The 13,757-nt window shown below is 41.9% G+C and carries 19 protein-coding genes; 7 read left to right on the forward strand and 12 right to left on the reverse strand.

The genetic code is table 11. The features are described from left to right. Positions 1 to 8: 8 nt before the first annotated feature. Entirely contained in the window at positions 9 to 704 is a 696-nt protein-coding gene (locus CZ434_RS10090) for a DUF421 domain-containing protein (protein WP_077623019.1), read from the reverse strand. Positions 705 to 859: 155 nt separating this feature from the next. Here CZ434_RS10090 and CZ434_RS10095 point away from each other — a divergent pair, with 155 nt between their 5' ends. Continuing rightward, positions 860 to 1,951, forward strand: coding sequence for an NAD(P)-dependent alcohol dehydrogenase (locus tag CZ434_RS10095; RefSeq protein ID WP_077623020.1), 1,092 nt, complete (start codon positions 860 to 862; stop codon positions 1,949 to 1,951). A 36-nt stretch (positions 1,952 to 1,987) separates the two neighbouring features. Here the strand turns inward: CZ434_RS10095 and CZ434_RS10100 are convergent, their stop codons facing one another. The 3 genes from CZ434_RS10100 to CZ434_RS10110 all read right to left on the reverse strand — a co-directional run bounded on the left by CZ434_RS10100 (position 1,988) and on the right by CZ434_RS10110 (position 3,547). Then, on the reverse strand, positions 1,988 to 2,311 hold the full coding sequence (locus CZ434_RS10100; RefSeq protein WP_077623021.1) for a YnfA family protein: 324 nt from the start codon (positions 2,309 to 2,311) through the stop codon (positions 1,988 to 1,990). A 343-nt stretch (positions 2,312 to 2,654) separates the two neighbouring features. Then, positions 2,655 to 2,843, reverse strand: a complete 189-nt coding sequence (locus CZ434_RS10105) for a hypothetical protein (RefSeq protein WP_077623022.1) — start codon at positions 2,841 to 2,843, stop codon at positions 2,655 to 2,657. Positions 2,844 to 2,986: 143 nt separating this feature from the next. Next, on the reverse strand, positions 2,987 to 3,547 hold the full coding sequence (locus CZ434_RS10110) for a general stress protein (RefSeq protein WP_077623023.1): 561 nt from the start codon (positions 3,545 to 3,547) through the stop codon (positions 2,987 to 2,989). Between the two features lie 183 nt (positions 3,548 to 3,730). Between CZ434_RS10110 and CZ434_RS10115 the strand changes: the two genes are divergently transcribed. The 4 genes from CZ434_RS10115 (at position 3,731) to CZ434_RS10130 (ending at position 6,316) form a co-directional block, all read left to right on the forward strand. Further along, positions 3,731 to 4,453: an alpha/beta hydrolase gene (locus CZ434_RS10115; protein WP_077623024.1), complete on the forward strand. Its 723-nt coding sequence runs from the start codon at positions 3,731 to 3,733 to the stop codon at positions 4,451 to 4,453. Positions 4,454 to 4,588: 135 nt separating this feature from the next. Beyond that, positions 4,589 to 5,101, forward strand: a complete 513-nt coding sequence (locus CZ434_RS10120; RefSeq protein WP_077623025.1) for a YjcG family protein — start codon at positions 4,589 to 4,591, stop codon at positions 5,099 to 5,101. An 11-nt stretch (positions 5,102 to 5,112) separates the two neighbouring features. Further along, on the forward strand, positions 5,113 to 5,535 hold the full coding sequence (locus CZ434_RS10125) for a GNAT family N-acetyltransferase (protein WP_077623026.1): 423 nt from the start codon (positions 5,113 to 5,115) through the stop codon (positions 5,533 to 5,535). Positions 5,536 to 5,638: 103 nt separating this feature from the next. Further along, complete coding sequence (locus tag CZ434_RS10130; RefSeq protein WP_077623027.1) at positions 5,639 to 6,316, forward strand: DUF421 domain-containing protein; 678 nt, start codon at positions 5,639 to 5,641, stop codon at positions 6,314 to 6,316. Here the strand turns inward: CZ434_RS10130 and CZ434_RS10135 are convergent. The 3 genes from CZ434_RS10135 to CZ434_RS10145 form a co-directional block, all read right to left on the reverse strand. Beyond that, positions 6,313 to 7,290 carry an MBL fold metallo-hydrolase gene (locus CZ434_RS10135; protein ID WP_245830963.1) on the reverse strand — a complete coding sequence of 326 codons (978 nt, stop codon included), beginning with the start codon at positions 7,288 to 7,290 and terminating at the stop codon, positions 6,313 to 6,315. The two genes, CZ434_RS10130 and CZ434_RS10135, sit on opposite strands and share 4 nt — an antisense overlap. After that, positions 7,244 to 7,531 carry a hypothetical protein gene (locus CZ434_RS10140; protein ID WP_077623029.1) on the reverse strand — a complete coding sequence of 96 codons (288 nt, stop codon included), beginning with the start codon at positions 7,529 to 7,531 and terminating at the stop codon, positions 7,244 to 7,246. Before CZ434_RS10140 ends, CZ434_RS10135 begins: the two co-directional genes overlap by 47 nt. 67 nt (positions 7,532 to 7,598) lie before the next feature. Then, positions 7,599 to 7,808 (reverse strand): hypothetical protein, encoded by a 210-nt coding sequence (locus tag CZ434_RS10145; RefSeq protein WP_077623030.1) that lies wholly within the window; start codon positions 7,806 to 7,808, stop codon positions 7,599 to 7,601. Positions 7,809 to 8,328: 520 nt separating this feature from the next. Between CZ434_RS10145 and CZ434_RS10155 the strand changes: the two genes are divergently transcribed. Continuing rightward, positions 8,329 to 8,649, forward strand: a complete 321-nt coding sequence (locus CZ434_RS10155; protein ID WP_077623032.1) for a hypothetical protein — start codon at positions 8,329 to 8,331, stop codon at positions 8,647 to 8,649. 76 nt (positions 8,650 to 8,725) lie between these two features. On the opposite strand, the gene CZ434_RS10160 is transcribed toward CZ434_RS10155, so the two are convergent. Together CZ434_RS10160 and CZ434_RS10165 are read right to left on the reverse strand one after the other, a co-directional pair. Further along, entirely contained in the window at positions 8,726 to 8,968 is a 243-nt protein-coding gene (locus CZ434_RS10160; RefSeq protein WP_077623033.1) for a hypothetical protein, read from the reverse strand. Between the two features lie 152 nt (positions 8,969 to 9,120). Then, entirely contained in the window at positions 9,121 to 9,531 is a 411-nt protein-coding gene (locus CZ434_RS10165; protein ID WP_077623034.1) for a CotO family spore coat protein, read from the reverse strand. Between the two features lie 327 nt (positions 9,532 to 9,858). Here CZ434_RS10165 and CZ434_RS10170 point away from each other — a divergent pair, with 327 nt between their 5' ends. Then, positions 9,859 to 10,368, forward strand: a complete 510-nt coding sequence (locus tag CZ434_RS10170) for a CotY/CotZ family spore coat protein (RefSeq protein WP_077623035.1) — start codon at positions 9,859 to 9,861, stop codon at positions 10,366 to 10,368. Positions 10,369 to 10,541: 173 nt separating this feature from the next. Here CZ434_RS10170 and fabI read toward each other — a convergent pair whose 3' ends face one another. The 3 genes from fabI to CZ434_RS10185 all read right to left on the reverse strand — a co-directional run bounded on the left by fabI (position 10,542) and on the right by CZ434_RS10185 (position 13,756). Further along, a complete protein-coding gene (fabI, locus tag CZ434_RS10175) occupies positions 10,542 to 11,318 on the reverse strand; it encodes an enoyl-ACP reductase FabI (protein WP_077623036.1) in 777 nt (258 codons plus the stop codon). A 101-nt stretch (positions 11,319 to 11,419) separates the two neighbouring features. Further along, positions 11,420 to 11,815, reverse strand: coding sequence for a VOC family protein (locus tag CZ434_RS10180; RefSeq protein WP_077623037.1), 396 nt, complete (start codon positions 11,813 to 11,815; stop codon positions 11,420 to 11,422). Positions 11,816 to 11,908: 93 nt separating this feature from the next. Continuing rightward, positions 11,909 to 13,756 carry a monovalent cation:proton antiporter family protein gene (locus CZ434_RS10185; protein WP_077623038.1) on the reverse strand — a complete coding sequence of 616 codons (1,848 nt, stop codon included), beginning with the start codon at positions 13,754 to 13,756 and terminating at the stop codon, positions 11,909 to 11,911. Between the last annotated feature and the right edge of the window lies 1 nt (position 13,757).

The following is a 13,757-nucleotide window of genomic DNA, read 5'->3' on the forward strand; positions in this document are numbered from 1 at the left end:
AGCTTTTTTTAATGCAGTTGATTTTCTTTATCATCTATAAACAGGCTGCCGTCTGGTTCCACTTCCGCATAAAAAACTTTAGATACATCGTCAATGCCTGCCTGCTGTAGTTGCTGATCAAGCCATTGCTGATCAAGATTCAGCTTTGTTAAGTTCTGTGATACGACTTTACCGTCAGAAATGACCTCTGTTCCTACAGGATATTTGTTGGAAGAGGACAGGATATTCATATCTTTTTTGGTCAATCCTTGTTTCTCGTCCTTCTTCATAACGGAAAGTTTTCCATTGGTTTCAAAAGTAGCGTAATCCACTTCATTGAGAGAAAAGACATTATTCCTTCTCAGCATTGCCTTAAGGGAATCTAAATCAAGCCTGCACTTGGCCAGTGCACTCTCTACTATCTTACCTTCCTTGATTACCATGATCGGATCCCCGGTAAGTACTTTTCGGGCTTTCTTGGACTTCATATCCATAAAACCCATTAGAAGAGTAAAAGCTGTCCATCCTACTAACGCAATAACTCCATTTCGGATACTTAAATTTTGATTAACGACAAGATTAGCGGTTATTGAACCGACAGCAATGGCTGAAACAAAATTAAAGAAGGTCATCTGGCTGATTTCTTTTCTGCCCATGATCCTTGTTAGTACAAACAACACGATAAACCCTATGGCAATTCTTCCTAATAGTTCTGGTAAATTCAAGTGTATCATCGCCTTCTCTGTGATTTTCTACTTATTTATTTGAAAAACAGCATTTTTTATTCTTTTTGCTTTAGATTTAATCATTTCAATATGGGGAAGAGTATCTATATTGGTTCAAAATACACAGAATTTCTATGTTAAAAGGAGTGGAGAGGTTGAAAGTAAAAGCTGCCGTTACCCATGGAAAAAGCGAAGAATTCCGTATAGAAGAAGTAGAACTAGCCGAACCAAACGATAATGAAGTGCTTGTCAAGATCGTCGCGTCCGGTGTATGTCATACAGACGCCGTAGCCAGAGATCAGGAAGTGCCTGTCCCATTGCCAGCTGTATTGGGTCATGAAGGTTCGGGTATCGTCCAGAAAGTCGGTGCTAACGTGAAGACGGTGGAAGAAGGGGATCATGTTGTTCTTTCGTTCTCTTCTTGCGGGCATTGTGAAAATTGCCTATCTGGACATCCAGCTTATTGCCTATCTTTTAATGAATTGAATTTTGGTGGAAAAATGAATGACAGTACCAACAGGATTGAGCAGGACGGCGAAACCGTTTCTTCTTTCTTCGGTCAGTCATCTTTTGGTACATTCGCCGTAGCCAACGCACGGAATGTCGTGAAAGTCGATAAAGATGTCGATCTATCCCTGTTAGGGCCATTGGGATGCGGCATCCAGACCGGAAGTGGGACTGTCTTAAATAAATTACAGCCTTCATTCGGAGAAACAATAGCTGTATTTGGGTGCGGTGCCGTCGGACTGAGCGCAGTAATGGCAGCCAATATAGTTGGCTGCTCCAAAATCATTGCAATTGATGTCCATGAAAGCCGGCTGGAAATGGCCAAAGAATTAGGTGCCACACATGTATTGAATGGAAAAGAAGTAGACGTGGTGGAAGAAATCAAAAAGATCACCAACGGCGGTACAAATTATGCTGTAGAAACTACCAGTGTACCAGCTCTGGCCAGGCAATCCGTTCAAGTCTTAAAACCGCTAGGCACTTCCGCTGTGGTCGGGGTAACCCAAGAAACGGAATTCAATGTATTTGAAGACATCATGGCAGAAGGCAAAGGATTGGTCGGGGCAATTGAAGGCGACTCTGTGCCGCAAATCTTCATTCCGAAACTCGTCGAGTACTATAAAGCAGGGAAGTTTCCCTTTGATAAATTGGTAAAGTTTTATGAGTTGGAAGATATCAATCAGGCATTTGATGATTCCAAACAAGGAACAACGGTCAAACCGATTGTACGAATGGAATAACGACAAACTCCTGGAGTTCCAGACTCCGGGAGTTTTTTACTGTCGTGGGCCTAACAACATTATGGATACTCCGACAAGGCAGATGGCTGCTCCCAGCCAATCATATAGATCAGGGGGTTTTCGATCAATCCCCCATCCCCAAAGTACGGACATCACAATAAATAATCCGCCATACGCAGCATACACCCGTCCAAATGACGGAAAAGTCTGCAAAGCAGCTATCACACCATATAATATTAACAATACTCCGCCCAACAGTCCCCAGCTCAGCGGCCGTCCCTCTCTCAACCATATCCAGATTAAGTATCCGCCACTTATCTCAGCTAATCCTGCTAAAATAAATAACCCAATTGCATACATTTTCTAATCACTTCCCGCTTACTTGGGAGAGTTAACCGCTTTTCTCTTAATTTCTCATCTGCTAGCTCGCCTAATTTAGATCGATGCCGTTGCGAACGGCTGTTTAATCACCACATAAAGAATTAAAATGGAAAAAAGATAAAATCCCCATCTAATCACCCTCCAATTTAATTACTACAATCATATATAAAAAACACATGGAAATCCATGTGTTCAGCTTGTTTAGAAAGTACTTCCCATATTCTATATATAGATAATGTGATGCAAGGTTCACCTGCAACCTACACAAAAACACTTCCACAGCCCCGACAGCCTGGCCCATAAAAATTCATTTGTCTCTCAGTTAATTTGCTTTAGAACTCTCGGCCCTGTCCATGAACTTGAAAAACAAACAAGCCAAAAAGAACAGGAAACCCAGAAAGGAACCGATATCCGGAGCATACTTGAGCACACCCTTCAAACCGATACCTCCAAACACCATTGCAATACTCAATAACAAAAACATCATTACATAACGCTGATTCTCCGTCAAAATACACACTCCTCCACTTTCACATTCCAGTATTAACCACCTCTAACATTATTCTGTTATGTGAAATTCTATGCATTATTTCCCAGGTTTACGAAAAAAAATAACCCGAAGCCTGTACAAAAGGCCTCGGGGCGGTATTTAGTTTACCTGCGTTCATTCACTACCACTTCATCTGGATACATGCGATGGTTCTCCGTTCGATTGGCTAAGAATGTTTGGTAAATTTCCCGGTCATGCTCACTAGCTTCCACGAGTACAATTATATTTCCTTCTTTCAACTTGTTCTCATACTCTTTGGCATGCTCTTCGGGAATCCCCGCGCCAACTAAAGCACCGACAATGCCACCGCCTCCGGCACCTATTCCCGCGCCGGTCAATGCAGCTGCGATCGGCCCCGCGGCTGCAATCGCACCAACACCCGGGATTGCCAGCAAGCCAATTTCTGCTATCAATCCTGTCAAACCGCCCAGGACACCACCTGTACCGGCTCCGATGCCAAGACCTTTTCCGGCGTTTTTTCCTCTGCCGCTTTTGTCTTTGGAGATGTCGGTATTGGTTTCTTCTCCAATTGCTTTCACGTCATCTTTATCTTTGGCAAAGACCGAAAAGTCATCCTTGCCGTATCCCTTCGCTTTCAACTCTTCAATGGCACGGATAGCGTCATCCTGGCTCTTAAAAACTCCTCCGATCACTTTGCTTTTCATGTAGATATTACCTCCTTATTTAGAAGTATTCATTACTCCATACCCGGATAAGGTTATTGTGAATCGGGATCTGGACAACTATCGACTGGAAGTATGTTACACTTAAAATAGTTTATCGTTATATATTTTCAGGGAATATAAACTCAATATTTCAATTTGAACTTTCATTTAGGAGAGGGTATGATGGGCAGAAAAGGAAAATTTCTCGAAGCAGAAATTAATAGCAATTTTTTAGAGGAAATCCTCACAGTAAAATGGTATGTCCCGGAAACTTTTTCTGACTTGTATAAATACCACATCTGCATCATGCAGGATGGGGATGACTACTTTCAAATGGGGCGGGTGGCCACACTCAGTGACCGTCTCCATGAGTCAGGCGAAATTGAAAACACTGTCTTCGCCGGGATTCATTATAAAGACAAATATGATCGTCAGGATAAATATCACCCAAAGGGACCAAAGCAGACAGCTTATATAAACTTTTTGGTAAAAGAAGTTGTACCGCTTCTGGATGAAAAACTGCCGACCTATCATATTGGCGGAAGCCGCACTTTGATGGGTGATTCGCTCGGCGGAACTGTTTCCCTTATGGCAGCTTTGCAATATCCTAACACTTTTGGACAGGTCATAATGCAGTCACCTTTTGTAGACGACACCGTCCTTGCTGCGGTGAGGGAGTCACATTCTCTTGGCAACCTATCCATTTACCATACAATCGGAAATCAGGAATCTGAAGTAAAGACGACTGCAGGAGAAGTCAAAGATTTTTTAAGTCCGAACAGAGAACTCCGCACCCTTTTAGACAACCACAGATCCAGTTATGTATATCATGAACTGGACGGCGCACATACTTGGAAGTATTGGCAGAAAGATATGAAACGGGCTTTAATCACCATGTTTAATTAACTTGCTTGCTCACTAAAAGCCACTATTATGATTTTTTCAATTATTTGGTATAATGTAAGGGATCATTTCAAAAAGGATTCCAGCTAAACAAGTGATTTGTCCATCATATGACCCTATGGAATAGGAGGAATATTTATGAAATATGGAATCGCTATCTTTCCGTCTAAAAAAATACAGGATACTGCTAATTCATACAGGAAGCGGTATGACCCGCATTACGCGCTGATTCCACCGCATATCACTCTGAAAGAACCTTTTGAAGCAAATGAAGAGGATATAAATTCAATTGTCCAAGAATTGCGTAACGTGGCAAAGGAAACAAAGCCTTTTTCTCTGCAAATACGCAAGGTCAGTTCCTTTTCGCCTGTTACTAACACCATTTATCTAAAAGTAGAACCCGTTGAAGAATTGATGGACTTGAATGAACGATTGCATACCGGTAAATTGCCACAGGAAAAGACTTATTCATTTGTCCCACACATTACCATCGCACAGAAGCTCTCCTATGATGAATATTCCGATGTGTTCGGCAGCTTACAAATGCAGGGGTTCAATTTAGAACAGACTGTCGATCGTTTTCAGCTTATGTACCAGTTGGAAAACGGCGCATGGACTGTTTATGAAACGTTCACTTTTGATGAGGAGTAGGAGTAATAACCATGGAAATAAAAACAACAGAAACAGATCAAGAACTTAAAGAAGCTTATAATGTAAGGAATATCGTCTTTGTCGAAGAGCAAAAAGTACCTGCCGAACTGGAAATAGATGACTTGGAAGATGAATCTATCCATTTTGTCGGTTATGAAGACGGCGGGCCTGTAGCTGCGAGCAGGCTTCGGTTTGTGGATGAATATGGAAAGCTTGAGAGAATATGCGTTCTGAAAGATTACCGGGGACGTTCTCTCGGTTCCAACATCATCCAAGAGATGGAAGCAGTCATTAAGAGCAAAGGCTATCAAAAAGCAAAACTGAATGCTCAAACGAGAGCGGTAAAGTTTTATGAATCGCTTGGTTACCGCACCGTTTCAGGGGAATTCATGGACGCCGGTATTCCGCACGTCACCATGACCAAAAACTTATAAATCACAGTCCTGCCAATATGGCAGGGCTTTTTTCGTTTGTATGAAAATCCTGCTCCCTGGCAACGATAAAAAGGAAACAGCTCCTCCAGGGTGGTGCAAACTTATGGGACACTTTCCGTCCATTTTTGTCGAGACGATATTTGGTTTTTTAGCATTATTTGTTCTTACCAAAGTACTGGGAAAATCACAAATCACCCAGCTCACAGCTTTTGACTTTATTTCCGCTGTCATTCTGGGTGAATTGGTCGGCAATGCCCTATTTGATGATAAATCGGGTATAAAAGAGATTGCTTTCGCTGTGGCCGTTTGGGGAGTCCTTCTTTATACAACAGAAATCATCACCCAGAAGTTCAAACGAACCCGGGGACTACTGGAAGGGATGCCGGCAATTGTCATTAAAGACGGTAAACTGCAAAGAGAACAAATGAAAAAAAACAAACTCGATATCAATCAGCTTCAGCATTTGCTAAGGGATAAAGGAGCCTTTTCTGTAAGTGAGGTTGCATACGCTATTTTGGAGACAGATGGTGGAATATCGGTATTGAAAAAGTCAGATTCACAGAATCTGACAAGATCTGATTTGAACTTGGAATCAAACGTACCGACACTTCCTGTCACCGTTATCACAGATGGGGAGATTCTTTGGGATAACTTGAAGGAAAAGCAGTTAGACGAACAATGGTTACATAATCAATTAAAGCAGCAAAATGTCGCCTCGCCTAAAGATGTTTTTTATGCAGAATGGAAGCAAGGCGAAAAGCTGCATATCCACGGTTACTAACTTTTGGATTTAAATATCCAGCGGTATCCTTCGATACTGCTAATGATTCGATCTTGGCGTAAAAGACCGGTCAGATAGGCCGTCACAGCCGTTCGATACAGCAACCACTGCGAAAGGCGGGGCGTTTTCACCTGAAAGGCCTCGCACATTTCCGCAATAATGGTTTCATGGCTGATTCCCGCTGATGTCCGGGAAACTCTCTCTGCCAGCCAGTCCATTAAATGCTCATGATATCGGATGTTCTCTTCTATAGTGGTAAGGAAGTCCGTTTCAAATTCTCCATGTCCCGGAATCGCTCCGTCACAAGGAATACCCTTTAATTTATGTAAACTTGCAATCGCTGCCGCTGCATCTGTCAAGTAGGGAATTCCATGCTTATGCAACTGCTCAGTGCTGAAATAACTATCTGTTGCAAATAAAACATGATCTACGAGGATGCCGAGTTGGTTATAACTATGCCCCGGAAGACTGTAAGCGTAGAATGATAATTCGTCAAACTTCCATTCTCCTTCACTTATCACCTCATCCACTTTGATGGGTTCCCCTTCCAAAAACTTGTTGCGGAGCTCTGATAATGGATCATTACCCCCGAATAGGTATAAAGGTTCCAGAATCGGATTTCTCAAAATCGCTTCTTCTAAAGCGGGAGCTATCGTCCACACCTGATGTTTGCTTTGTAAATAAGCCGCACCTCCATAGTGGTCTGAATGAGCATGGGTAATCAGAAGGTGCGTGATTGGCAGGTCGCGTTTTTCCAGTTCCTTTAGCACTTTCTTCATTGTTCCGGCGTCAATACCGGCATCAATTAGCATTCCATTGTCTTTGTTTAGAACATAGCCGATGTTAACTGGACCATGAAAACAAAAACAGGTCCCATTGTTCAGCGTTTGAAAATCCATCGCCATTTCTCCTTCTTTCAACTGTTTTCTATATTGATTCGCTGAAATGGCGGCCTTTTCCTGTAACTTCGGCATATATTTTTTCTGCTACTTTTGACTTATGCATGGAAGGTACAAACAAGGCGGCTGAATGGTTTGGCTTTTTACAGCCTGTTTGCTTTTCACACTGATCCTGGCTCGTTTCAATTTCTTTATGCTTTATATTGAGATTGGCTTTGTAAGGTCTTTCGATAAAAAAAGGATTCGGTTTCTTCCCGGTTACACGCTCGTGATAATCTTGATATTGGTAGAGTGGTATCGGCAAAATATATCCCATTGGTCCCCCTCCAAATTTTTCTTGATATATCCTTCTATACCCTGTTTTTGCAAAAGTATGTGGGCCTTTAATCCTCTTTTAGCAGCTTTTCAAACTCTGCCATCGTTTTTTCCAATTGGTTGATTCCTTCTTCCATTTCTTTGCTGAAGTTACCAACATCTTTCTCCAATTTTTTCATTTTCTTTTCTGGGTGCTGCAGCCACTTTTCATTTAGATCCAGATGTTTATCAATTGCACGCAAATGTTTCTTTAACGGAAATTCATTCCCATCATCCAATAGATATCCCCCCCTTATCTCAACGATAAAAAAGAGACAGCAGCAAAACTGTCTCCATTTACCAGGCCTTTTTCATTTCACAGTGATACGGGATATCCCCCGCACACCGACCTCCTCATTGTTTTTCAGATTTGAGAGAAACTGCGAACTAGTGACAATTCCTTCTAGGGAGACTTCCTCTCGTTCTGATTAAAAATGAGTGGTATGACTTCGCTGCGGCAGAACACTTCGCTTTCCATGGGCACGGCCTCAGCCTCCTCATCAGCAAAGTACGTTTCTTGCGGGGTCTTCGGACACGTGGGGCTGCGATTACTCGCCCCATCGAAGACCTTTCGCTGTTCCCATAGGAGTCTGTGTGTTCTGCTTTCGCTGTTAGATTTTTTCTGAATTTTGGTTAGGGAATATTCCATGTTAAACAAATTTAGGACCACTTCCTACTTGATTAGAAGCCCTATCCAAAGCGAAGAAATAATGCGACACTCCTTGAAAAGTAAAGGTTAATTTTCTGCGGTGTAAATGAATGGATGTCTTTTCAAAATTCTGGATTCCAGAACCAGGAAGTACTGTAATCGCAAGAGTCAACTTGTTCTGCCTCTCTCGCTACATAAGGTTTATCTCCATTCTTGTTAGGGAGAACCATGTAAGACACCTTTCAGGAACATTTCTCACCTATTCAGAAAAACTATACCAAGCTGAGGAAAAACGCGAGACTCCAGTGGGAAAGGAACAGTCTGAAGACCCCACAGCCGGTCTGTCTTCCGGCGAGGAGACTGAAGCGTTCCCCACGGAAAGGGAGTATTTTTCCGCAGCGTCGGCTCACCACTCAATCCGAAAAGGATGATAGGAAGCCACACCAAATTATGTCGCAGTTTATGGTTACTGTAAGACAATACTATTCTACAGAAAACAGCTTTTGATTATATCCAGGAAAATGGACGTCTCTCATCATCATCTTGTTTATCTTTATGATCGTGGTCGTCCTCTACATCTTCAATGTCTTCCACATGATCATCTTTTCGGTCTTCCATTTCCTCTTCTACCCGGCGGTGACCAAAAAAAGGATCCACTGCAGGACGGCGGTTGTGCTGTGGTTCGATGTGAACATTATCCGCTTTGATCACAAGGTCCTTCACATATATCACTTTTTTCTTCTCTGACATTCTGATATTCACTCCCTTATAATTGAAAACTTTATCGCTATTAGTCTATGCGGATGTCTCCATTTGGGTATAGGACACCCGCCCGTTAATAAGGTATATGCGGAATCCTCTACTGAATATAAAAAAAGAGGCAGTAACCTGCCACTCAAACTTTAAAAACCTAATAAATTTATTTCTTTTATATCTTTTATATCCAATTCCACTTGGCGAGGAGAACGTGCAGTCTTAATTACTACTTTATGATCGTTATAACCTGTAATTAAACCCATGTATGATTTTTCTTCAGTAAAAATTTCACACTTCATTTTCGGTACTTGTTTCGGCAATCTCACAAAATACAAGACCTTTTCTTCGATGGTCATATCCTTGAATTTTTTTTGTTTACTTCGAGGGTGTGATTGTGTTTCCTCTACGTTTTCTTCCGGTTCTTTATGATTATCTGGTTTATTCGTTCTTTTCTTGAACGACCTGTAATGGGCTTGCATCGTAACAGCTGGTGCAGCCAGCTTGGGCTGGGTAATGTACATCATCGGCTCTCTGCTGTATTTTCTTCTCTTTTTCATGACTTACCTCTCCCCTTTCCAACCTTTTCTTCTCATTATATGAAGGCGGGGTGGTTATGTGCCTAGTTTTTTATTATGAGTGGAAAATGAGGCCATTAAGCCATCTTAGGCAGGAGCATGCAAAGTCCTATTTTTACTACATAATATACAAGTGAACTTATTAGTCTCCTGAAAAAAACTGCCTTCAATCAATGCATCAAAGCCTGTTAAAGATTGGAGAAGAAATTAATTCTCTTCGAATAACATGGACAGATACCCATACCAAATCGAAACATTTTCATACTTTATTAATGTAATCACTATTCTAATAAAGGAGTGCATATCTCTATGGGGAAAAAACACGATGAGGTACTAGGAGAAACTTTCTCTGGAGAACACTGTGTCTGCGATGTCCTTCGTGCTATTGCTGACGCACAAGATGACGTCTTCGACAACACTTGCGATATCAGTTGTGCAAGATCCATCAACAACTTGTTGTCACCAGTAGGCAGATCTAGCCTGGACACTGTTCCAGTTATCCTATACGGCAAAGATTTAAAGCCATTCAAAGGATTCGGAGTAGATGTTGAACTGCATAACGGCGAGCCGAAATTCGAGTGTACAGAAAGCTTCATCTTCCGGGTTACTGAAGTAAGCGACGATGACGATTGCTGTGCAGTTCTAGAATTGCTCGACTTTGATGACAATGGATCAGAACATCATCACAAAAAAGACAGCCCGTGCAAACAGCTTGACCATGAATCCGTTGAAGACCTTTCCCGTACAGGAATCTGTATCACTGTCGACCTTAAGTGCTTCTGTGCAGTAACTTGTCTGCCAGCAGTTTCTATTTTTTAATCATCAATTAAACACATAACGTCCTTTTCCAGGACGTTGTGTACATAACACGAAACTTCACCCAGTGAAGTTTTTTTGCCTTCTATTCGGCACTAAATACAACCAGGTCTTCGTGTAGATCCAGGATAAAAAAAAATAGAGCCAAATCTTTCGATAAGGCTCTTTCCATCCTTTTACAGTCCCAAAATGCTGAAACCTGAGTCAACATGGATTGTTTCTCCAGTAACTCCCCGGGACAAGTCACTCATTAAATAGTAAGCCGTGTCGCCTACTTCTTCTTGTGTTACAGTCCGACGCAAAGGCGCTTTCTCTTCAATTTGTTTAAGGACTGAATTGAAATCGCCAATTCCTTTAGCGGACAGGGTACGAATCGGACCTGCAGATATGGCATTTACGCGGATACCATTCTTTCCGAGATCATTGGCAAGGTATTTTACACTTGCATCAAGACTTGCCTTGGCAACACCCATAACATTGTAGTTTTGAACTACTCGTTCACCGCCAAGGTAGGTCATTGTCACAATACTGCTATTCTCAGCAAGATACGGCCTGGCTGCCCTTGCAACAGCTACCAAGGAGTATGCACTGATGTTTTGTGAAAGCAAAAAACCGTCACGGCTTGTGTCAACGAATTCTCCTTTTAAGTCTTCTCTGTCGGCAAATGCAATACAGTGGGCAAGTCCGTGAATCGTCCCTACATCATCACCTATTTGTTTGAATGTTTCGTTGACAGCTTCATCATTCGTTACGTCACATTCGTAGAACAATGCATCCTGCCCTTCCAGTGAAGCAACCAGATCCCTGACTGGTTTTTCAAAACGCTCATTTGCATAAGTAAAAATCAACCTGGCCCCTGCTTCATGCAGTGATCTGGCAATTCCCCATGCAATGCTGCGCTTATTTGCTACACCCATTACCACATATGTACGACCTTCTAATGAAAATTTCATGAATCTTCCTCCTTGAGGTATAGATTATTATTACTAGTTATTAGTACCTGATGCTATTCTAGCCGAATCAATCAAGAAACTCAATGATTAGCTATACTTATTTACTTTGAAACATTCAGTTCCCATTCAATGGCATATTTATCTTTAACCTTGCCATACTTTGCATTCCAAAATGTATCCTGAAGTTCCATAGTTATTGTTCCATTGCTGGCAAGTTCATTATAAACCCGCACGATTTCCTGTTCGTTTTCCAAATCGAGGCTTAGCACTATATTGTTCCCTTTTACCAATTCTTTATGAAAGTCGTCTACCAGGTAAAGTACGTTTGCTTCATCGATGTGCAGTTCTGCATGTATATATTTTCCTTCATGGCCTTTAAACATATCTATCCCGTCAGCAAGCTGCGCGTTTTTAATTTCCCCACCGAAAATCTGCTTATAAAAATCCAAGGCCTCCCGGCAATTTTCTACCGTTATATGCGGAATAATCTTTTTCATAACTGATCCTCCTTTATTTGGTTCGCATCCTTATTATCTTCGACCCAAAAGAGAAAAACTCCTGTCCATATCCAGGACAGGAGTTTTTAAAATTTATCCGAACTCAAGTACACCTTGCAATTCTTCCACATACTCATGGCTGCCCGTGACGATCAGGCGGTCACCAAGACGTAACTCGGTATCCCCATGAGGAACGATGGAATCTTTTCCGCGGAAAATACGGACCATGATGACATCCCCAGTAAACGGGAATTCCCGCAGCATAATTTCATTATATTCAGGGTTGTTCATGTTGATTTCATATAAGGCACTTTCCTGGTCTGTGAAAATATCGACGACACTAGGCGCTGTAATCAAAGCTTTTAACAACGTCTTGGTGGAAAGTAGTACAGAGAAAACTTCAATCCCCTTGTCTTTCAACTCTTTATCGAGACCTGGGGTTTCAACTCTGGCAATTACCCTGTCGACGCCTTTTTCCTTGGCATAAGCAGATATTTCAGCATTTTTCGCTTCATCTCCGGTCGACACTACCAAAATGTCCACATCAAATACTTCGATATTTTCCAATCGTTCAATATTATAGTCTTCCAGCTGTGTGATATCAAAGATAGAACGGTTAAGCTTCTCATCAACCTTGTCCAATTTCGTATGGTACATATTGATTTCGAACAATTTCGAATCAAGCTCTCTTACGACCGGGAGTGTAAACTGGTTAGAGCCAATGAAAGAGACCACCTGCTTGTGCTCTTCCTCTTCCTTCCGAACATAATATTTCTTGAAGAACGGAGGCGTGATGATACAGGTCAATACAGCAACAAGAATCAATGCACCCTCCATTTGTTTGTCTATGACTCCCATCCGCTCTCCGATAGTGGCGGCAGCGATCACCAAAGAAAGAGTGGATGTCAAAATCATTCCGGCACTTATAACGGTCTGCCAGTCATACCACTTTTTCAACAACAGAACAGGAAGCAGTTTTGATGCAAGCAAGGCAATCAATAACAACGGAATCAATGCCAGAACCATTGGATCACTGAACAGGGACCATAAGTCAATCTCTACACCGACCATCACGAAGAAAATCGGAATAAGAAATCCATAGCCAAAGCTGTCGAGTTTTTGGACTAGATCAGGATTGGGCGAAAGCAGGGAAACCAAAGCACCGGCAAGGAATGCACCAAGTATATTCTCTGCTCCGACTGTTTCTGATAACGCGACGAGGAAAATTATCAAGGTGAAAACAGCCCTTGTACCAATCTGGATTGTACCTTTTGACATGGTTTCAAGGAAAGTCTGGTTCCGGTACCTTTTGCCGACAAAGTACAAAACAATACCTGCCCCAAACAAGATCAATAACAACCACATGTTTCCAGACCCTTCTCCGTATAAAGATACGAAAACGGCCAAAAGAATCATCGTGACAAGGTCAGCAATAACAGCAATCAATAAAATCGTCTGTCCGACCATTGTCTGCATAGCCTGCGCCTCTTTTAATGTAGGTACCACTACTCCGAGGGATATTGTCGAAATAATCAGGGTCATCAAAAAGACGTTGTCGATAAATCCAGCTAAAACGAACAGATATGACAGGATTAGCGACAAAGCAAGAATGGCAAGGAATACAAGGGTGGAAAGTACGACCGCATTAGGCGTTCCACTGCCATTATTGTTTTTTCTCTTCTTCCTTTTTGCAAAAATGGAGAAATCTATTTCAAGACCGCTTAGAAACATCAGAAAGATAAATCCAAGGGTGGAAAGTATCTCAAGCCATGAGCTCTCTTCTACCAAGTTGAACCCGCTTTGGCCGATAATCAAGCCGATGATAATTTCGGCAACGACCACCGGTATTGCTTTCAGACGAAAGCGGTGCATCAATATCGGTGTAATAAATGCTGCCAATATAACAATAACAAGTGAGGTAACTGATTCTCCGTGCTCCATT

Origin of the sequence: Sediminibacillus massiliensis (genome assembly GCF_900156915.1) — a bacterium.
In the GTDB taxonomy this organism is placed as follows: Bacteria; Bacillota; Bacilli; order Bacillales; family Amphibacillaceae; genus Sediminibacillus_A; species Sediminibacillus_A massiliensis.